Raw genomic sequence first — 19,241 nt, forward strand, 5'->3', positions numbered from 1 at the left:
ATGGCAGCCCGAACGCGCCGGGCGTCAGCAGGCCCTCCTGGCAGGGGCGAAAGAGCGATTGCCCAAGATGAAATATGCGTCATTCAGGGCGGAGACCGGACGTCCGCGGTTGCCGCCGGGTATCGCCCCGGGATCGCCGAAGCGGACGTTCAGCAGGTCGCCGCACGGTCCGGAGGGAATCGGTCGCTCGGGGCGGAAAGCCGACCGATGCAGGTGCGGCAGCCCGCTCACGGCATACGGCCGAAGCGGCCCTTCATCGAGACGCAAACGCAGGCCGAGCACGCCGAGCATGCCGCACAGCGCTTTGACGCAACGAGCCCAAAGTGCCGATTGTTGCGACGTGCATGAATGGGTGCAACCTGCGCAAGTTCCCCTGTCTTAGGACCATATTCGACTCTCTCCATTGGTTTCACACTCGGACTCAAGTAACGTTCCGTAAAGGTGCCATGTTTCGGAACGTAGATCCTCGAAGCGCGGAGAAGTTGATGTGAGGAACAAAACACAGACAGTTCAGGCGAGCATCCACGAGCGCGCGGCAGAGATTGGTAGGGTCTTTGATACGCACCCGATTGACGGATCAGACGCAAGTCTCTGGCTGCGAAGAGAAAGCCTTGAGCGCAAATTGCAGCACTATCTTGGCCTGCCGAACCAACACATTTGCGTCGATGGGCCCAGCGGCACCGGCAAAACTTCATTAGTCAAGAAGATATTTAGTGAAAACAATCATGGTTTGATTCATATCCAAATAACCTCCGATATGAAGTGGGAGGACATAACCCGTCAATTTGTTGAAATTCCGGCCAGCACGAAAAGAAGTTCTGCGACAAATGTGAGGGGTGTACTGAGTCTGTTTCGCCCAAGCCTGTCGGGTGAATTAAGATATGGTGAGGAGTTCTCTGAAAAGGACAGCTACGAACTTCTAATGGCTAAAGCTGAAAAATGGAAATCACATGATGTCGCCAAATGGATAAGTGACAACGACCTAATCTTAATTATTGATGACCTTGAGCTCGCAAGTGACGAGATCGTTAAAAGTATTGCCTCGCTAGGTAAGCTTCTCGGTCAAAGTCACAAGGGCAAGATGGTATTGATTGGCGTAAATGATATCTTGGAGCGCGTTACAGCATCCAATCCATCCCTAAGACACAGGATTTCCGAGCTTACCGTGGGGGGATTGTCTGACGTAATTGAGTCATCAGACTTCGTTCTTAGAAAGTTCGAAATATTGGGCGTCAAGACACCGCTTAATAACAGGCGCTGCAATAAAGAAACGAAAATGCAGTGTCGCCAAATGATATTTGATGCCGCAAATGGCTTGCTGAAGGAACTGAACTCTCTTGGCATGACGCTTGCCGAAGAGTTGCGGGGTGGTCGAACGAACCTTTCTGTCAGCGATGTAAAAAAAGTCTGTTTTCGAACCGTCAGGCAAAAACGCTTCCAGAACAAAGATGAAATTCGAGCCGTATCCAGTGTGTTGCTAAAAAATAGAGATTACCACGATGTTTTTCAATTTTTATTATCCAGGTCAGCATCTTCAGTGACCTACTACGCGGAGGTCGAAGAAGAATTGGGGAGTAGATATGGCGAGGATAACATTAGATCAGCGCTTGAGTACTTTGAGCAACGTGATTTGGTTGTTATTACGGGCAATCAGGACGTTAGGCTGTTCTTTAAGAACCCGCCACTCTTGAACTGCATCAAAGCCCACCTTCGCTCTGGCAATAGATATGGCTGGAATCCAAGTGACGAAAAGGAAATGGAACTTGGCTTGGCGCAAATTTCTCTGGGGTTGCTTGGCGGGAAAAGCAACGCGTAGGTCCAGGAAAATGCAAGGTGGTCGAAGCGCCGACAACGGACTTTGGTACGGGCGCAGAGAACTGGTGCTTTGTCCGCGACTGCTGGCATTCGTCCGCTGATCTTGCTGCGCCAGAGCATGATCGACCGCTTCAGGGAAGCCGCGCTGCGGCGTAGGCACAATCCCGACTGGCGGCTCAGGGCCGTCTGCGTCGCTGGTTGGGAGCTGTTCCATGGGCAAAGCGGATGTCCGCTTTGGCGATTCGTCAAGCATCGGCGGCATGGGGCGTCGAACGGCCGCTATCGGCAGATACTGTTGAAAAGCTCATGCTGCGGCCTGAAGTCCATCCGCAGCCGGAATGCTGTTCCTCAGGGCGGCGGAGGAGGCCAGTTTTCGGAGCACTGTCGTGAGGAATCAGAGCTATTTTCCATCGAGCGCGGTGTCGTGGCGGTGTAGTCGAGTTTTTCAACAGTATCGGCAGCAAGGGTAATTCCGGCGCAGCCGGACCCCAGGATGTCCGACCGCTTTGGGGTGGGACTGTGCTCCTTTGTCACATCGGCCGTGACCGGGCAACTTGGGCCCTTGAATTCTCTATAGAGAGGAACCTCCGCTGTACTCCGGACGTTCGTCAGGCTATTGGCGTACCCCATGATCGATACATTGCCGCCATGCCCCGAATGTTCCTCGACTTACGTCTATCAGGTCGATGCTCTGTTGAACTGCCCAGAATGCGGACACGAGTGGGTGCCCGACGATCTGGCCGAAACAGCTTCCGACGTGCGTGACAGCGTCGGGAACGTCCTTGCCGACGGCGACACAGTTACCGTTATCAAGGACTTGAAGGTCAAAGGGTCTTCGCTGGTGGTTAAGGTCGGAACCAAAGTGCGGGGCATTCGGTTGGTCGACGGCGATCACGACATCGACTGTAAAATTCCGGGAATGGGCCAGATGAGCCTGAAATCTCAGTTCGTTAAGAAAGTGTCTGGGTAGTCCGCCGGGCGTGACCCCCAGGCAGAACCTTTCTGGCCGGATATGGAGCATCGGCGTCATAAGACGGCAGTTTGGTCTGCGGGTCGCGGCAAATCCTGCAGAGGACAGTTGCCCGTACCAACGGCAGCCTTGAGAACGATGCATTGCAGCGTCTTTCACAATGCCCAATGTCCGGTTCGGAGCATCAGTGGTTCCGACGCTTCGGCAAGGTGAGCGACAGCTGTGGTGCTGCCTGCGCGGTCATCTGCAGCGCTCCCCAAGAATGGCACCCACCGGCAGCAGCGGGCCTCACCACCGGATCGGTCTGGTCGGGTGCGCCCCCCCTGTGGTCGACACGCGAATACCGTATAAAGCGTTGAACAGGCCAGAGAATCCGGGGCAGGGATATCTCTTTCTCAACGCTTGAGAAAAGAATCCTTGCATTGACATGCCATGGCCCGCATACAAGGCGGGCTTACGTTCTTTCTCTTCGAAATGCTGCTGCCGCTGACCCGGTCTCGGTTGATCGACTTGGATCGACTTTTGCCGGGCTGCCGCGATTGTGCGGGCAGCACTATCATGGAGAACACGGATATGGCCAATGGCACCGTGAAATGGTTCAACGCAACCAAAGGCTTCGGCTTCATTCAACCGGAACACGGCAGCAAGGACATCTTCCTTCATATCTCGGCCGTCGAGCGCGCTGGCATCAGCCGCATCGATGACGGACAGAAGGTCACCTTCGACGTCGAAACCGGCCGCGACGGCCGTGAGTCCGCGACCAATCTGGCGCTTGCGTGAGGCGATCTCTGTAACCCCCGCTCGCGGGCGTTACAGCTTCCAGGAGGGAAACCTCGGGCTCATGAGGCCCGCCGCGTTTCCTCTTGCGACACAATAGCAGCATGAGCTTCGAGACCCCGAAGTCTCCGGTTGGACAAGGCGCAACCCACCGCGGATGCACTTGGCCTGCCGGACCCGGCGAAATCCGAAGCTCAAGGCGTTCGAGGCTCCGCCATCACGGCGGGGCCGACCGAAACGCCCCTGTCTCCGCTCAGATATGCCGCGCAACCGACGCACATGGTCAGGGTCTGACCGGGCGGGGTGCTGGTCCGATTCCACTTTGTCCTCGCGCCGTCCCTTGCAGGTAGGCTGAGCAATGCCTGCCCATGTGTGGCGGGTGGAACTAACTGAAAAAGAAAGACTTTAGGAATGATGGAAATTCAATGGGGGCAACCCATGATGCTGACGACGTCGCATGACGGCGATGTCGAGCGCTTTGGAACGATAGAGAAGGTCCGCTATTGGCTGCGTCGCAGATGGCCGGTTTCGGATGGGGCTCGGCATACGGCGCTTGCCAAGGTCGAGTCCGCGATGGAATGCATGAGTTCCGTTGAGGAGGCTCGCCGGGCTTTTCTGGTCGCAGCCCTCTCTGCCGGGTTTGCACCTGCGGGCGCGGAATAGTCTTTAAAGAGACGGTGCGCTTCACTGGCGCAGAGCGGCAGCAGCGCGCGCGAGAGGTTCCGCCGGTGCGGGTCCAAGATGCCTTTGCGTGGCGCGGAACGGCAGGTCCCTCGCTTCGTGCGTCCGCGACCGCCAGGACGAGCCGCAGCGAAGATGAATGACGATCCCCGGGCCCGCCGGAGGAGTTGGCCCAAGGCCGCCCAAGGGTGGTTCCCGGCAGCCGTCCCCCAGGTCCATTCGGGTGGCGGGGGTCCGCGGTCCGCAGGCGCCGCGTGGTCTCGCGTGAGGGGGGATCAGAGCAGCGCAGGCACGATCACTCCGAGCGCAAGCCAGCCGAAGGACAGGGTCGCGAGGCCGAAGAGGACACGCTCGCCCGGGGCAACCGGCAAGGTCAGATCCAGGCCGTGCCGTCGCGCCTTCCAGACAAGAAAACCCACCGAGAGCGCGGCGAAGACGAGGTTCAGGACCAGCGTGTGGTCGACGGCGAAGAAGGTGCGATCCGTCACGCTTTGGGCGGTGCCGGGCTCGGGCAGAAAGCCAAGCGCGCCGAAGCCCAGATGCAGGATCAGGGCCGCAGCCACAAGCACGACGAGAAAGACCGCCAGGATATAGGCCGCCATCCGCCATCCGTAATAGGACGCCTGGATCCTGAGGATCGGGAACACCACGAGATCGGAAAAGATGAAAGCCATGATGCCGGCAAAGCTGACACCGTTCGAGTAGAGCACGGCCGCCAGGGGGATGTTCCCCATGGACCCGATGAAGGTGAAGAATGCCGCGACCGGTCCCACGAGGGCCTGAAGCGCGATCTCCCAGAGGGACGGGTCGCTGCTTCCCGCCCCGACGAAGAGCGCCTCGAAGAACGCGCGCGGGACGAAGGCAGCGATGATCCCGGCCACGGTGAACCCGATGGTGACGTCCTTCCAGACCATCTTCCATTCCATGACATAGCGGGAGGCGACCCGCCCCCAGCCGTCGAGACTGGCGATGAGATCCTTCCAGTCCGGCACGTCCGCGTCGTCGTCGCCCTCGGCGGCTTCCGCCTTTTCCCGGGCGCGTTCGATCAGTCGCGTCGGCCGGGTCAGGGCGACGACGATCCACATCAGCGCGATCAGGAGAAGCCCGCCGACATATTCGGCGACGACGAACTGCCACGCCAGGAAGACCGAGATCACGATCCCCAGTTCGATCACCAGATTGGTCGAGGCCAGCAGGAAGGCCAGGGACGGCACCAGCCCCGCGCCCTTGGCAAACAGCGACCGGGTGGTCGCCAGCGCGGCAAACGAGCAGGAACTGGAAATGAACCCGAAGAGTGTGCCGAGCCCGACGCTCTTCAGCCCGGCCTTGCCCATGCTCTTTCGCATTCGGGCCCGCGTGACGAAGACCTGGATCATCGACGAAATCAGATAGCCGAGGCCGAAGGCCCAGAACGCCATCCAGAAAAGCCCCAGCGATGTCAGGGCCGCAGTGTTCCAGGTGTCGACAAATTTCACCATCGTGTGCCTCCTTTCCTGATCGACAGGATGGGGCTTCCACCAGCTGGAAGGTCAATGAATGCGGGGAAATCAATGACCCGGGGCAAGAGGGGAGGCTGCGGAGAATGGGTGCCGCGACCAGTCTCCCGGAGTCATGCTGTGTTCTGTAATTGGTTCATAAAACCTCGGCCATTATGGTGCTGAGGTCGCATGAACTTCCGATGATTTAGGGTCTGGCGACGCAAGGCGTGGACACGCAACGCTCAGCGCGACAGCCGACCGGCGCGGTCGCATTCGCCCGTGGGCGGGCGAATGCGCAGGGGTTGCGGTCACCGCGCCGCGGCGACCTGTTTCGCCGTGGCGGGCGTCGCGATCAGACGCAGGGCGGCATAGCCCAGAATCGCCGAGATCGCCGAGCCGCACAGCACGCCCAGGCGGACGTCGTTCATCATCGTCGGATCGCCATAGCTGAGCGAGCCGATGAAAAGCGACATCGTGAAGCCGATTCCGGCGAGGCAGGAGAGCCCGTAGATATGCATCCAGCCGACGCCCTCGGGCAGGCGGGCAAGCCCGGACTTGACCATGGCGAAGGTCACCGCGAAGACCCCAAGCTGCTTGCCGATCACCAGCCCCAGCGCCACGCCCAGCGGCAGCGGCTGCAGCAGGTCCGACGGCGAGATGCCGGTCAGCACCACCCCCGCATTCCCGAAGGCGAAGATCGGCAGGATCAGGTACAGCACATAGGGCGACAGCGCGTGTTCAAGCGCATGCAGCGGGGACTTGCCCCATTTGTCGGTCAGCGGGATGCAGAAGGCCGTCACCACGCCCGCGATGGTCGCATGCACCCCCGATTTCAGCACGAAGAACCACATGATCGTGCCCAAGAGGATCATCGGCGCGATCCGGTGTGCGCCCCGGAGATTCAGCCAGATCAGCCCGGCCAGCGGGATCAGCGCCAGGAACAGGTAGTCGATCTTCAGATCGGCGGTGTAGAACAGCGCGATGATGACGATGGCCCCCAGATCGTCGAGGATCGCCAGCGTCAGCAGGAACACCTTCAGCGCCGCCGGGACCCGGTCGCCCAGAAGCGCCAGCACCCCCAGCGCGAAGGCGATGTCGGTTGCGGCCGGAATTGCCCAGCCTGACAGGGTTTCGGGGCTGCTCCAGTTGAAGGCCGCGAAGATCAGCGCGGGCACCACCATGCCGCCGACCGCTGCCATCCCCGGCAAGACCACGTCGGCGGGTTTCTTCAGCTTGCCCTCGCGCATCTCGCGCTTGAGCTCCAGGCCGATCAGGAAGAAGAACACCGCCATCAGCCCGTCGTTGATCCACAGGATCAGGGGCTTTTCCAGCCCCTCGCCATTCAGGAGCACCGAGAAGGTCGCGCCGAGCGCGCTGTCATAGGCGGGTTGCAGCGAGGAATTGGCGACGATGAGCGCGGCCAGCGCCGCAAGCATGAGCAGGATACCACCAGAGGCTTCGTGGCCGAAAAACTTGTCGAGCGCGCGGAGCAGCATTGAACTTCCCGATTTTTACTGGATTGTCTGTCTGCCAGATGGGGTCTGGCCTCGGGAAGTCAATTGCGGGTGGGGCGATCCGGCCCCGAAACCGCCGCAAGATGCGGGACATGCGATGCTTGAACTCGATCATCTGGCCATTGCGGCCGCAACGCTGGACGAGGGCGTGGCCGCCGTCGAGGCCGCGCTTGGGGTGCGGCTGGCCGTGGGCGGGCGGCATGAGGCGATGGGCACCCATAACCGGCTGCTGCGGCTGAGCCCCGCGCTTTATCTCGAAGTAATTGCCATCGACCCCGAAGCGCCGCCGCCCGGCCGGGCGCGCTGGTTCGGGCTCGACCGGTTCCGGGGCCGGCCGCGGCCCGCCGCCTGGGTCGCGCGCACCGCCAACCTGACGGCGGCCTTGCCGCAGGCACCGGCGGGGACGGGGCGGCCGATGGATTTCGCGCGGGGCGATCTGCGCTGGCGGATGGCGGTGCCAGAGGACGGAGAGCTGCCCTTCGACGGGCTTTTCCCCGCGCTGATCGAATGGCAGGGCGGTCTGCATCCGGTGGCGATGTTGCCCGATACCGGGTGCCGTCTGGTCGGGCTCGAGCTTTATCACCCGCGCGCGGACGCTCTGTGCCATGCGCTCGAAGGCCTGCTGGACGATCCGCTGGTGGCGGTGCATCCGGCGCCGGAACCGGCGCTTCGGGCGCTGATCGACACGCCCCATGGGCGCCGGATTCTCGAATGATGGCGAATATTTGCCGAAAAGCGGCAGGGCTTGCCGCGGCGACACCGTCAGGGCGGCCGAATGCCCGACCTGACTCTGCCGCGCTGGCGGGCTAAGCTCTGCGCATGTCGCTCTGGTCCCGCATCGCCGACGCCGTTTCCGCCCTTGCCAAGGGCGAAAGCCTTGCGGCCGTCTTCGACCGGTTGCGCACGCCGCCCGAACGCACCGTCGCCTTCACCATCGCGGTGATCGCGCTGGGCGCCAAGATGGCCAAGGCCGATGGCCGGGTCACCCGCGACGAGGTGGCGGCCTTCCGCGAGGTCTTCACCATCCCGCCCGGCGAAGAGGCCAATGCGGCCCGGGTCTTCGATCTGGCCCGGCAGGACGTGGCGGGCTTCGAGGATTACGCCCGCCGCATCCGCCGCATGTTCCGCGAGACCGAGGCGCCGCTTTGGGACCTGATGGAGGGGCTCTTCTTCATCGCGCTCGCCGATGGCGACTATCACCCCGACGAGGATGCGTTTCTCGCCCGGGTGGCCGAGATCTTCGGGCTGAGCGCTCGCCAGTTCCGCACGCTGCGCACCCGCTTCGTGCCCGAGGCGGTGCCCGATCCCTATGCGGTGCTGGGGGTCGATCCCGAGGACGATCTGGACGCCATCCGCAAGGTCTGGCGCGCCGAGGTGCGCGAGACCCATCCCGACCGGATGCAGGCGCGCGGCGTGCCAGAAGAGGCGATCAAGCTGGCCGAACGGCGGCTGGTGGCGGTCAATCAGGCCTGGGAGGCCATCGTCGCGGAACGCGCGGCGTGAGGATCGTCACCTATAATGTCGAATGGTTCAACGCGCTCTTCGACGATGCGGGCGCGCTTCTGGACGATGACGGCCCGTCGGGGCGGCACGGGCTGACGCGGCATGCCCAGATCGAGGCGCTGGGGATTGTCTTTACCGCGCTCGACGCCGATGCGGTGATGGTGATCGAGGCGCCCGACCAGAACGGGCGGCGTAGCACGGTCCGGGCGCTGGAAAGCTTCGCGCAGGCCTTCGCGCTCAGGGCCCGGCGCGCGGTGATCGGGTTCGCCAACGACACCCAGCAGGAAATCGCGCTGCTTTACGATCCCGACAGGCTAGCGGCGCGGCACGATCCGCAGGGCCAGCCCACCGGCCGCAAGGGCGCGCGCGAGGCGCCGCGTTTCGACGGCGTGTTCCGCTGGGATCTTGATGTCGATGCCGCGCCCGATCTGATCCGGTTTTCAAAGCCGCCGCTGGAACTGGCGGTCGAAACCGCTGCGGGCGCCCGGCTGCGGATGATCGGGGTCCATGCCAAGTCGAAGGCGCCGCACGGGGCGCGCAGCCCTGAGGAGGTGATCCGCATCTCGATCGAGAACCGCCGCAAGCAGCTGGCCCAGTGCATCTGGCTTCGGCAGCGGGTCGAGACGCATCTGGAGGCCGGCGAGCCGCTGATCGTGCTGGGCGATCTCAATGACGGGCCGGGGCTCGACGAATATGAAAAGCTCTTCGGCCGCTCGGGGCTCGAGATCGTGCTGGGGCAGGACGGACCGCCCGACCGGCGGCTTTTCGATCCCCATGCGCGCGAGGCGTTGCAGGGGCTTCTGGCGGCCCAACCGGCCTCGGCGCGGTTCTACGTGCCCGCGACCGGGCGCTATCTGTCGGCGCTGCTCGACTATGTGCTGGTCTCGCCCGATCTGCGCGCGCGGGGGCCCGTCTGGCGGATCTGGCATCCCTTCGACGACCCCGACCTTTACCAGGTGCCCGAGCTGCGCGAGGCGCTGTTGACCGCCTCGGATCATTTCCCGGTCAGCCTCGACATCGCGTTGTGACCGGCCGGGGCGCCGATGCGCGCAGCCGGTTCATTTTCCGCCGCGCGGCGCCTATAGTGGCGTCATGACTCGCACGGCCGCCCATGCCCCGCTGATCGCCCTTCTGCTGGCCCTGTCGCTTGCGGCGCCGCCCGTCGCGGCCCAGGACGGCGCGCCGCTCGACGGCACGGGCGGGGCCAACGATCCGGGCGATCTGGATCAGGGGCTCGATCTTCTGGGCGAGGGAATGCGCAAGCTCTTCAAGGGGCTCGGCGACGAGATCCAGCCCCGGATGAGGGACTTCGCCGAGGCCGCCGAACCGGTGCTGTCGCGGCTGATGGACCTGATCGACGATCTCGACGCCTATCAGATGCCCGAGCGTCTGCCGAATGGCGACATCATCATCCGCCGCAAGCCCGACGCGCCGCCGCTGGCAGATCCCGATCCCGGCGACGACATCGAGATCTGACGCCATGATCTGATGCCTCGGCCGAAGGGAAGACGGCCGAGGTCGGGAAGGGCGCCGGAACCCGGGCGTCCCGGCGCCCCCGCCGGCCCGCCGTCCGTCAGGACGGCTGGGGCCAGACGAAATCGGGGCGGAGCCCCTCATAGACCGGCCGCCCGTCATCGGGCTTCGGCACCCCGGTCGCGGGGTCGTAGAAGGCGTGATAGGTCGCGGGCATCTCGGCACTGAAGCCCATCAGGTTCGGCACCACGGCGCGGATCCGCCCCTGCTTGTCGTCCAGCATGATCGGCGTGCCGCATTCCTCGCAGATGCAGATTTCCAGCGGCCCGTCGGGGTTCTGGTCGTTGAAGGGCACCCGCTTCATCGGACCGCCCTCGGCGGCAAGATCGCCATGCTTGAAGAACACCACATGGGTCGTGGGCTGGCCGGTCACCCGCTTGCAGACCGAACAGTGGCAGGTGTGGTTGTCGATCGGGTCGTGGTCGGCATGGGTGTGCACATGGGCGCATCCGCCGTCATAGCTGGACATCGGGTCATCTCCTCCCTTGGGGACCGGCCTCTTCTGGTCTTGTGCCGGACCGTCCGCGCCGGGCGCCATGCCCTGGCAACGCCCAATGCTACGCCTGGCGCCCGGCGCGGGTCGATTAAGACTTCCGTCTGTCTTGGGAGGTGGCGGGGCGGGCAGAGTCGGGCCCGAAAGGTTGCCGACATGGCCCGTCCGGCTCCTCAGTGACGGCGGACGCGGACGCTGGTTTCGACCCCCAAAGCTTTGGCCAGCGACGCGAACCGCGCCTCGGCCACCTCGCCGAACAGGGCCTCGGACCCGGCGGCGAGGATCAGTTCAAGTTGCTTCTTCTTTGGGTAATGACGCAGCTCGGCCAGACTGTCGGGCGCCTGCAGCGAGAACATCGCGCCGAAGCGCATGGCCTTGCCGAGCACCTCGGCCTGGCGCATCTGCTCGGGCTCGAGCAGCGCGAAAAGCGGCTCGAACCGGCTGCCCGCGCGGCTGTTCTTGTAGCGATGCAGCAGCGACACCCCCAGAAACACCCGTTCCCAATGTTCCAGCCCGCCCAGATTGGCCTGGGTCGCGGATTCGAAGCAGACCTCGTGGCGGTAATCGGGATGGGCGCGCCAGGCGGTGTCGTGCAGCAGGCAGGCGGCGCGGATCAGGCGCCGCTTTTCGGGCCCGGCCGCGCCGAAGAGGGGCAGGATGAAGTTGTAAAGCCGGTTGCCGAAGCCCGGCAGCCGGGCCGAGGTCTGTTCGGCAAAGCGGCAGGCCTCGATCAGCGGGTCGCGGGCGCGCAGATCTGCGGGCATCTGTTCGAAAAGCAGCCCCTCGCGGATGCCGTAGCTCGACACAGCGATCTCGCGCGGGCGCAGATGGCCGACCAGCTTCTTCAGCACCTGCGCCGCATAGGGCACCAGCGCCATGCGGTCGGGCGAGGTGCCGGTCTTTTGCCGCAGCGCCTCGGTATCCGACGTGGCGATCCAGTCGATGGTTTCCGCCAGCGAGGTTCGCGTCATCCGGTATTCGTGCAGCACCGTCAGCGGATAGCCGCGCCGCTCCATGTCGAGCCGGGCGATGGCGCGCCAGGACCCGCCGACCAGGTAAAGCCGGGGCGGCGCGATCGGCATCGGTGCGGCCAGACGCTCGATCTCCTGCCCGATGTAGCGGTCGAGCCCCTTCTTGCCGCCGGGCACGTCGCGCAGCTTGAGCGGGCCCAGAGGCGAGGTGCCGCGCTGTCCGACGATGCCGCCCTTGAGCTCTGCCAGTTCCATCGAGGACCCGCCGATGTCGCAGACGATGCCCTCGGCGCCGGGCCAGCCCAGAAGCACCCCCTGGGCCGACAGCCGCGCCTCTTCGGTGCCGTCGATCACCCAGATCTTCAACCCGGTGGCGCGTTCGATCTCGGCGCGGAATTCGGGACCGTCCTCGGCGTCGCGCATGGCGGCGGTGGCGACCACGGTCAAGGGCGCGGCGCCCATCGCTTCGGACAGGATCTCAAAGCGTTTCAGCGCGGCCAGCGCCCGGCGGCGCCCCTCGGGCGACAGGCGGTTGGTTTCGCTCAGGCCCGCGCCCAGCGCGCACATGACCTTTTCGTTGAAGAAATAGGCGGGGCTGCGGGCCGCGCCATCGAACACCACCATCCGGACCGAGTTCGATCCGATATCGACGACGCCCACGCGCGACAGCGCACGGGCTTCTGGCCCACCGAACAACGTGCGTCCGAAAGGATCCCATGCCTCGGGGCGATCCTCGCCCTGTCCGTCCATGAATTGCCTCTCCTCGGGATCGCAGGGTGACTCTGCCAAAACTGGCGAGGTGGGGTCAATCCTTGACCTTCGCCAGCTGCCGCACATCGGCCGCCCCGGCCGAGCCCCGCCCCGAGAGCGAGGCGTTCTCCATGAAGAAGCGGTGGCAGTTGAAGGCATCGGGTCCCGCTTCGGCACGCACGAATCTGCCATCGGGCTGCATCACCCAGCTTTGCGCCTCGTCGGCGAGATTTGCCGTCATGATCTGGTCGGTGATCTGCGCCTTGACCGTGGGGTTCGTGCATTCGACCAGCGTCTCGACCCGCCGGTTGAGGTTGCGGCCCATCCAGTCGGCCGACGAGATATAGACCCGGGCGCGGTGCGAGGGCAGGCCATGCCCGTTGCCGAAGCAGACGATGCGCGAATGTTCGAGGAACCGGCCGATGATCGACTTGACCCGGATATTCTCGGACAGGCCCTTGATGCCGGGCCGGATGCCGCAGATGCCGCGCACCACAAGCTCGATTTTCACGCCCGCATTCGAGGCCGCGTAAAGCGCGTCGATCACGTCGGATTCGATCAGCGAGTTCATCTTGGCCCAGATATGCGCGGGCCGCCCGTTGCGGGCATGGTCCGATTCCTCGGCGATCCGCTGCATCAGCGTCGATTTCAGCGACAGCGGCGAGATCGACAGGTTTTCCAGATGGGCGGGCTCGGCATAGCCGCCGACATAGTTGAAGACCTTGGTCGCGTCGCGTCCCAGCGCCGCATCGCAGGTGAACAGCGACAGGTCGGTATAGATCCGAGCCGTGATCGGGTGGTAGTTGCCGGTGCCGAAATGGGTATAGGTCACCAGTTGGTCGCCCTCGCGCCGCACGACCGTGCTGATCTTGGCATGGGTCTTGTAGTTGATGAAGCCGTAGATCACATGCGCGCCCGAGCGCTCCAGCCGGCGCGACTGGCGGATGTTGGCGGCCTCGTCGAAGCGCGCCTTCAACTCGACCAGCGCGCTGACCGACTTGCCGTCCTCGGCCGCCTCGCACAGCGCCTCGACGATGGGCGAGTTCTTCGAGGTCCGGTAGAGCGTCTGCTTGATCGCCACCACATCGGGGTCGCGCGCGGCCTGTTGCAGGAAGCGCACCACCATGTCGAAGGTCTCGTAGGGGTGGTGCAGCAGCATGTCCTTCTGGCGGATCGCGGCGAACATGTCGCCGTCATGGTCCTGGACGCGTTCGGGCACACGCGGCGTGAAGGGCGGCCACAAGAGATCGGGCCGCTCGTCGATGACCAGTTCCTTCAGATCGGCGACGCCGATGATCCCGCGCACCTCGATCACCTCTTCCTCGGTGATGTGCAGCTCGCGGATGATGACCGAGCGCAGCCGTTCGGGCGCGCCCGCCGACAGCTTCATGCGCACCACCTCGCCGCGGCGGCGGCGCTTCAGCGCGACCTCGAATTCGCGGACCAGATCCTCGGCCTCGTCCTCGACCTCGAGATCGCTGTCGCGCAGCACCCGGAAGGTACAGCTTCCGACCTCGCGATAGCCCGGGAAGAGCGAGCCCAGATGCACCAGCAACAGCTCTTCCATCGGCAGGAATCGCTGCTGGCCGTCCTCGGCGGGCAGCCGCACGAAGCGCTGGATCTGATGCGGGATCGGCAGCAGCGCCTGCAGCGGATGGCCGTCGCGGTCGCGTTCAAGCTGCAGCGCGAGGCAGAAGCCCGTGTTGGGGATGAAGGGGAAGGGGTGCGCCGGGTCGATCGCCAGCGGCGAGAGCACCGGAAACACCTTTTGCAGGAAGTAGTCTTCCAGATGCGCGCGGTCGGCCGCGGTCAGCCGCGAGCGGGTCAGGATGTGGATGCCCGCATCCTCCATCTCGCGCTTGAGCTTGTTCCAGGCGGTCTGTTGCGATTGCAGGAGCTTGCGCGCGTCGCGGTCGATCAGCACCAGTTGTTCGGCGGGCGTCAGCCCGTCGGCCGCGGGCACGATATTGCCCTTCTTGGCCAGCTCGCGCAGGCCCGCGACCCGGACGGTATAGAATTCGTCGAGGTTCGTCGCCGAAATCGAGACGAAGCGCACCCGTTCCAGAAGCGGAACCCGCGGGTTCGACGCCTCTTCGAGCACCCGCCAGTTGAAGCCCAGCCAGGACAGTTCGCGGTTATAGAAACGCTTGGGGCCGATCCGTTGGGGTTCGGGGATCTCGACCGGTTCGGGGAACGGGGCAACGAGGAAATCGGCTTGGGTCATGGCGGGCTTATGAGCAATCACTGTGACGGATGCATGACAGTTAATCATCCCCTCCGGGGCCGTTGTCCAGCACCTCGCGGGCCAGGCGGGGGCCGGGCTTGCGGCGGCTAGCCAGGGCCTCGCGGTCGATGGCGGCGACGGTTTCGGCGGCGGCGGCGAAGGACCGTTCCATCCGGTCCACCAGATAGCCGATCAGGTCGGGGCTGACGGCGATCTGGCGGTCGGCGAACAGCTTGACCAGGACCGCCGCCAGCAGCGTGTCGTCGGGCGGCTCCAGATGGGCGGTGGCGGCGGCCTCGACCCGGCTGGCCAGATCCGGCAGGCACAGCCCCCAGTCGCGGGGCGCCCGGCGCGCGGTCATCAAGAGCGTGCCGCCCTCTGCCGCCAGCAGGTTGTGCAGATGGAACAGCGCATCCTCGGCCTGCCTGCGGCCCGCGATCCGGTCGGCATCCTCGACCGCCACGGCCCCGGCGGCCGCCAGTGCGGGCAGTTCGGCCTGCGGCAGGTCGCGGGCATGGATCACCTCGGCCGAGGCCAGATCGGCCCACACATGCACCAGATGGGTCTTGCCCGAAGCCTCGGGGCCGATCAGCACCAGCTTGCGCGCTGGCCAGTCGCGCCAGCCGTCGATCTGCTGCACCGCCAGCGCATTGGGCGGAGCCACGAAGAACGCCGCCCGGCCGCGGGCCGGACGCACAGGAAGCTCTAGCGCCAGTTGCCGGACCATCTCAGGCCGCGTCCTCGTCGCTGTCGGGGGCGGGGGCGTCGTCGCGCCCGGCCATGCCGCGGTAAAGCCGGCTGTCCATGTATTGCGAGATGAAGAACCGGGTCAGCACCCCCAGGGCCGCCGCCACCGGCACCGCCGCCAGCAGCCCGACGAAGCCGAAGAGCGACCCGAAGGCCGACAGCGCGAAGATCAGCCAGACCGGATGCAGGCCGACCGACCCGCCGACGAGCTTCGGCGTCAGGATATGGCCCTCGACCTGCTGGCCCGCGAGGAAGATGCCGCCCGCGATGGCGATCATCCACCACTCGCCCCAGAACTGGAACAGCGCGAGCCCCAGCGCCAGCGTGCCGCCGACCACAGCGCCCACATAGGGGATGAACGAGATCATCCCGGCGACAAAGCCCACGATCAGCCCGTAATTCAGGCCCAGAAGCCCCAGTGCCACCGCATAGAACACCCCGAGGATCAGGCAGACCGTGCCCTGGCCGCGGATGAAGCCCGCGAGCGTCCGGTCGATCTCGCCCGCGAGGCGGCGGATCACCGGCGCATGGTCGCGCGGCAGAAGCCGGTCGACCTCGGCCACCATCCGGTCCCAGTCCATCAGCAGGTAGAAGGTGATGACCGGCACCAGCACGACCAGCACCACCATGTCAACGATGCTGACGACCGAGGTCAGCACCCCGTTCAGAAGCTCGCCGCCCTTGGCCTGCACCGCCTCGCCGATGCCGGTCAGGGTCTTGCGGACGGTCGAGCCGTTATCCGCAAGCGAGGGGAAGCGCTCGGTCAGGAAGGCATGCAGATGGCTGGCGAGGTCGGGTGCGGCATTGACCAGCGCCACCGCCTGTTCGATCATCGAGGGCAATACCAGCAGCGCGCCCAGCACGAAGATCACCAAAGCGCACAGCGTGATCGTCACCGTCGCGCCCACCCGCGAGAACCCCGCCCGTTCCAGCCGGTCGGCCACCGGGTCGAGGAAATAGGCGACCGCCATCCCCACCAGGAAAGGCATCATCACGTCGCCCAGCAGCATCAGGATCAGCACGATCGCCGCTGCCGCGATGCCCCAGTATTTCGCCTGTGCCCGGACCGGCAAGCCCATCCGCCATCTCTCCCGTATCGGTTGCAATCCGTCTTCGCCCAGACCGGCCTGCCTTGCAAGGGCGGCGCTTGTCTGGCCGTCCGCGATGACATAGGAGGGCAGGGACGTCAATTCACGAGGCCCGACCCGAAAATGCGCCTGTCCCGCTATTTCCTGCCCGTCCTGAAGGAGACCCCTTCCGAAGCCCAGATCGCGAGCCACCGGCTGATGCTGAGGGCGGGAATGATCAAGCAGGCCTCGGCCGGGATCTATTCCTGGCTGCCGATGGGCTTCAAGGTGCTCAAGAAGCTCGAGGCCATCGTCCACGAAGAACAGATCCGCGCGGGCCATATCCCGATGCTGATGCCGACGCTGCAATCGGCAGATCTGTGGCGCGAAAGCGGGCGCTACGACGCCTACGGTCCCGAGATGCTGCGGATCCGCGACCGGCACGACCGCGACATGCTGTACGGCCCCACCAACGAGGAGATGATCACCGACATCTTCCGGTCGCATGTGGGCAGCTACAAGGATCTGCCGCTGACGCTGTACCACATCCAGTGGAAGTTCCGCGACGAGGTCCGTCCGCGTTTCGGCGTGATGCGGGGCCGCGAATTCTACATGAAGGACGGCTACAACTTCGACATCGACTATGACAGCGCGATCCATGCCTATAACCGGCACATGGTCAGCTATCTGCGCACCTATGAACGGATGGGGCTGAAGGCGATCCCGATGCGCGCCGACTCGGGGCCGATCGGCGGCGACGACACCCATGAATTCCTGGTGCTGGCCGACACGGGCGAATCCGAGGTCTTCTATGACAGCGCGATCCTTGATCTGACCTTCGGCGACCGGCACGTGAATTACGACGACCGCGCCGAATGCGCGCAGATCGTCAAGGAATGGACGACGCCCTACGCCCGCACCGACGAAACCCATGACGCGGCGCTTTACGACGCGATCCCCGAGGCGCGGCGGCGCAGCTCGCGCGGGATCGAGGTCGGCCAGATCTTCTATTTCGGCACCAAGTATTCCGAACCGATGGGCGCGACCGTCGTCAACGACAAGGGCGAACGGGTGCCGGTGCATATGGGCAGCCACGGCATCGGCGTCTCGCGTCTGGTCGGCGCGCTGATCGAGGCCAACCATGACGACCGGGGCATCATCTGGCCCGAGGGCGTCACCCCCTTCCATTGCGGTATCGTCAATCTGAAGCAGGGCGATGCCGAGGCCGACGCGGCCTGCAAGGGGATCTACAAGGCGCTGTCCGACAAGGGGCTCGAGCCGCTTTACGACGACCGCGAGGAACGCGCGGGCGCCAAGTTCGCCACCATGGACCTGATCGGCCTGCCCTGGCGGATCACCGTGGGCCCGCGCGGGCTGAAGACCGGCGTGGTCGAACTGACCTCGCGCCGGACCGGCGACAGCGAAGAGATGAGCCCCGAAGCTGCTGTTGCCCGGGTCGCCGAGATCTACGCGCCCCACCGGACCGGGTCGCACTGGGAGCCGATGGCGAAATCGAGCTTCCACACCTGGCTCTGAAACCCCCGGGCGATCTGACGGGACGCAGCGGTGGGGGCTTGTGCTGCTGCACCCTTCCGGTCCCGGCCGGGCTGCACGCCTTTGCATGCGACGATGGGCCGTGCGGCTGCGCGCGTTGGACCATTCACGCAGCAAAAGAGGTCCGGCAATTCTTGTCCCGACCGGCACTGGATGACGGGCCGGGTGCGGGATGCGCGCTGGAAAGCGGCTGGACGCTGCGTGGCGAGGGGTCCGCTACGATTTCGGGAAACCGGACTGCGCGGTCGACGTGACCCATCGGGATATGGGGACTGACACCACGGTCCTGAGGGGCGCCTTGATCCGTCAAGGCTGACGGAAAACTCCGGCCGGGCCAAGCGGCCGGGGACATCCCACAAGGCGTCAGGCGGCGCGGCTGCGGCGGCGCAGCGCGCCCAGCCCGCCGAGCCCCGCCAGCGCGGTGCCGAAGGGCAGCAGCGCCGCGGGCAGCGGCACAGGCGCCACCTCGAGGTCGAGCCGGGCCGAGATTTCGGCATTGGACGAGATCCAGAGATACTGGTTGGCGCCCAGATCCGAGGTGCCGCCCATCGCGAAAAGACCGCCAAGCGCTGCGTTGATATCGTCAAGCGCGCCGGTCAGGTCGACCGAAACCTCGGGCATCACGCCGCCGCCGTTCGGCAGGGCGATCGAGGCCGCGCCATAGACCGTTCCGCTTGCCAGATCGGTATAGGCGCCCGCGCCCCCGGTGCCGCCAGTCAGGGCGCCGATATCGGTCGAGACGTCGTAAAGCGTGTAGGTCGCGCTGGTCGTGCTGCCCGAGGCGTAGCGGCCGTCGGCCAGGATCGTCAGCACGGCGCCGGTCACCTTGCCCGCGATCGAGGACAGATCGAACGCGAACCAGTTGTTGCGCGTCTGGTCCTCGATGATCGAATTGAGGTCGGGCGTGGCGCCCCGGTTGGAATAATACCCGCTGTCATAGGCGTCGAGCGTCACGACAGAAGCCTGGGCCGAAGCCGTCGCGCCGATGGCGGCCGCGCATGCCAGAAGAGCCCGCTGAAGACGGAGTTTGGTCACGATATCACTCTCGATTTACTACTGTTCCCCCGCGCCGTTGGCGCAGCCCGACAGAAGCTTGGGGCCGGGGGCGAGTCAAAGGAAATACCCAACATTTACATAAAATTCAAGAAGTTGACGGCGGCCCGG

Annotated in this window: 17 protein-coding genes; 9 read left to right on the forward strand and 8 right to left on the reverse strand. The window is 64.7% G+C overall.

The genetic code is table 11. The features are described from left to right. Positions 1-487: 487 nt before the first annotated feature. The 4 genes from C8N38_RS17435 to C8N38_RS17450 all read left to right on the forward strand — a co-directional run bounded on the left by C8N38_RS17435 (position 488) and on the right by C8N38_RS17450 (position 4,225). Positions 488-1,816, forward strand: a complete 1,329-nt coding sequence (locus tag C8N38_RS17435) for an ATP-binding protein (protein ID WP_108028422.1) — start codon at positions 488-490, stop codon at positions 1,814-1,816. Between the two features lie 627 nt (positions 1,817-2,443). Then, complete coding sequence (locus C8N38_RS17440; RefSeq protein ID WP_108028468.1) at positions 2,444-2,785, forward strand: zinc ribbon domain-containing protein YjdM; 342 nt, start codon at positions 2,444-2,446, stop codon at positions 2,783-2,785. 573 nt (positions 2,786-3,358) lie between these two features. Then, a complete protein-coding gene (locus tag C8N38_RS17445; protein ID WP_075787603.1) occupies positions 3,359-3,565 on the forward strand; it encodes a cold-shock protein in 207 nt (68 codons plus the stop codon). A gap of 408 nt (positions 3,566-3,973) precedes the next feature. Next, positions 3,974-4,225 carry a DUF982 domain-containing protein gene (locus C8N38_RS17450; protein ID WP_181498122.1) on the forward strand — a complete coding sequence of 84 codons (252 nt, stop codon included), beginning with the start codon at positions 3,974-3,976 and terminating at the stop codon, positions 4,223-4,225. A gap of 293 nt (positions 4,226-4,518) precedes the next feature. On the opposite strand, the gene C8N38_RS17455 is transcribed toward C8N38_RS17450, so the two are convergent. Next, on the reverse strand, positions 4,519-5,721 hold the full coding sequence (locus C8N38_RS17455) for a permease (protein ID WP_108028423.1): 1,203 nt from the start codon (positions 5,719-5,721) through the stop codon (positions 4,519-4,521). Positions 5,722-6,029: 308 nt separating this feature from the next. Then, positions 6,030-7,217, reverse strand: a complete 1,188-nt coding sequence (nhaA, locus tag C8N38_RS17460) for a Na+/H+ antiporter NhaA (RefSeq protein ID WP_108028424.1) — start codon at positions 7,215-7,217, stop codon at positions 6,030-6,032. 115 nt (positions 7,218-7,332) lie between these two features. Between nhaA and C8N38_RS17465 the strand changes: the two genes are divergently transcribed. The 4 genes from C8N38_RS17465 to C8N38_RS17480 all read left to right on the forward strand — a co-directional run bounded on the left by C8N38_RS17465 (position 7,333) and on the right by C8N38_RS17480 (position 10,214). Further along, a complete protein-coding gene (locus C8N38_RS17465; protein ID WP_108028425.1) occupies positions 7,333-7,950 on the forward strand; it encodes a VOC family protein in 618 nt (205 codons plus the stop codon). Between the two features lie 104 nt (positions 7,951-8,054). Continuing rightward, the gene (locus C8N38_RS17470) at positions 8,055-8,738 is read left to right on the forward strand and encodes a molecular chaperone DjiA (protein WP_108028426.1); all 684 of its coding nucleotides are present in this window, start codon (positions 8,055-8,057) and stop codon (positions 8,736-8,738) included. Continuing rightward, a complete protein-coding gene (locus C8N38_RS17475; RefSeq protein WP_108028427.1) occupies positions 8,735-9,766 on the forward strand; it encodes an endonuclease/exonuclease/phosphatase family protein in 1,032 nt (343 codons plus the stop codon). The genes C8N38_RS17470 and C8N38_RS17475 overlap by 4 nt, the downstream gene beginning before the upstream one ends. A 64-nt stretch (positions 9,767-9,830) precedes the next feature. Then, entirely contained in the window at positions 9,831-10,214 is a 384-nt protein-coding gene (locus tag C8N38_RS17480; RefSeq protein ID WP_108028428.1) for an AAA+ family ATPase, read from the forward strand. A 97-nt stretch (positions 10,215-10,311) separates the two neighbouring features. On the opposite strand, the gene C8N38_RS17485 is transcribed toward C8N38_RS17480, so the two are convergent. The 5 genes from C8N38_RS17485 to C8N38_RS17505 all read right to left on the reverse strand — a co-directional run bounded on the left by C8N38_RS17485 (position 10,312) and on the right by C8N38_RS17505 (position 16,535). Then, complete coding sequence (locus C8N38_RS17485) at positions 10,312-10,740, reverse strand: GFA family protein (protein ID WP_108028429.1); 429 nt, start codon at positions 10,738-10,740, stop codon at positions 10,312-10,314. A 197-nt stretch (positions 10,741-10,937) separates the two neighbouring features. After that, positions 10,938-12,485 (reverse strand): Ppx/GppA family phosphatase, encoded by a 1,548-nt coding sequence (locus tag C8N38_RS17490; RefSeq protein WP_108028430.1) that lies wholly within the window; start codon positions 12,483-12,485, stop codon positions 10,938-10,940. Positions 12,486-12,540: 55 nt separating this feature from the next. After that, positions 12,541-14,709 carry an RNA degradosome polyphosphate kinase gene (locus tag C8N38_RS17495; RefSeq protein WP_108028431.1) on the reverse strand — a complete coding sequence of 723 codons (2,169 nt, stop codon included), beginning with the start codon at positions 14,707-14,709 and terminating at the stop codon, positions 12,541-12,543. 40 nt (positions 14,710-14,749) lie between these two features. Further along, positions 14,750-15,436 (reverse strand): P-loop NTPase family protein, encoded by a 687-nt coding sequence (locus C8N38_RS17500; RefSeq protein WP_108028432.1) that lies wholly within the window; start codon positions 15,434-15,436, stop codon positions 14,750-14,752. 1 nt (position 15,437) lies between these two features. Next, entirely contained in the window at positions 15,438-16,535 is a 1,098-nt protein-coding gene (locus tag C8N38_RS17505) for an AI-2E family transporter (RefSeq protein WP_108028433.1), read from the reverse strand. Positions 16,536-16,667: 132 nt separating this feature from the next. On the opposite strand from C8N38_RS17505, the gene proS reads away from it, so the two are divergent. Then, positions 16,668-18,059, forward strand: a complete 1,392-nt coding sequence (gene proS / locus C8N38_RS17510; RefSeq protein WP_108028434.1) for a proline--tRNA ligase — start codon at positions 16,668-16,670, stop codon at positions 18,057-18,059. Between the two features lie 381 nt (positions 18,060-18,440). Here proS and C8N38_RS17515 read toward each other — a convergent pair whose 3' ends face one another. Further along, positions 18,441-19,112, reverse strand: coding sequence for a hypothetical protein (locus C8N38_RS17515; RefSeq protein ID WP_108028435.1), 672 nt, complete (start codon positions 19,110-19,112; stop codon positions 18,441-18,443). Positions 19,113-19,241: the final 129 nt, after the last annotated feature.

It is taken from the genome of Rhodovulum kholense, assembly GCF_003053725.1.
In the GTDB taxonomy this organism is placed as follows: Bacteria; Pseudomonadota; Alphaproteobacteria; order Rhodobacterales; family Rhodobacteraceae; genus Rhodovulum; species Rhodovulum kholense.

What these genes read in the sequence shown, in the direction of transcription:
- C8N38_RS17470 (WP_108028426.1), top strand. Translation starts at nt 8,055, where the DNA reads ATGTCGCTCTGGTCCCGCATCGCCGACGCCGTTTCCGCCCTTGCCAAG.
- C8N38_RS17450 (WP_181498122.1), top strand. Translation starts at nt 3,974, where the DNA reads ATGATGGAAATTCAATGGGGGCAACCCATGATGCTGACGACGTCGCAT.
- C8N38_RS17440 (WP_108028468.1), top strand. Translation starts at nt 2,444, where the DNA reads ATGATCGATACATTGCCGCCATGCCCCGAATGTTCCTCGACTTACGTC.
- nhaA (WP_108028424.1), bottom strand. Translation starts at nt 7,217, where the DNA reads ATGCTGCTCCGCGCGCTCGACAAGTTTTTCGGCCACGAAGCCTCTGGT.
- C8N38_RS17490 (WP_108028430.1), bottom strand. Translation starts at nt 12,485, where the DNA reads ATGGACGGACAGGGCGAGGATCGCCCCGAGGCATGGGATCCTTTCGGA.
- C8N38_RS17455 (WP_108028423.1), bottom strand. Translation starts at nt 5,721, where the DNA reads ATGGTGAAATTTGTCGACACCTGGAACACTGCGGCCCTGACATCGCTG.
- C8N38_RS17485 (WP_108028429.1), bottom strand. Translation starts at nt 10,740, where the DNA reads ATGTCCAGCTATGACGGCGGATGCGCCCATGTGCACACCCATGCCGAC.
- C8N38_RS17500 (WP_108028432.1), bottom strand. Translation starts at nt 15,436, where the DNA reads ATGGTCCGGCAACTGGCGCTAGAGCTTCCTGTGCGTCCGGCCCGCGGC.
- C8N38_RS17480 (WP_108028428.1), top strand. Translation starts at nt 9,831, where the DNA reads ATGACTCGCACGGCCGCCCATGCCCCGCTGATCGCCCTTCTGCTGGCC.
- C8N38_RS17505 (WP_108028433.1), bottom strand. Translation starts at nt 16,535, where the DNA reads ATGGGCTTGCCGGTCCGGGCACAGGCGAAATACTGGGGCATCGCGGCA.
- C8N38_RS17495 (WP_108028431.1), bottom strand. Translation starts at nt 14,709, where the DNA reads ATGACCCAAGCCGATTTCCTCGTTGCCCCGTTCCCCGAACCGGTCGAG.
- proS (WP_108028434.1), top strand. Translation starts at nt 16,668, where the DNA reads ATGCGCCTGTCCCGCTATTTCCTGCCCGTCCTGAAGGAGACCCCTTCC.
- C8N38_RS17465 (WP_108028425.1), top strand. Translation starts at nt 7,333, where the DNA reads ATGCTTGAACTCGATCATCTGGCCATTGCGGCCGCAACGCTGGACGAG.
- C8N38_RS17445 (WP_075787603.1), top strand. Translation starts at nt 3,359, where the DNA reads ATGGCCAATGGCACCGTGAAATGGTTCAACGCAACCAAAGGCTTCGGC.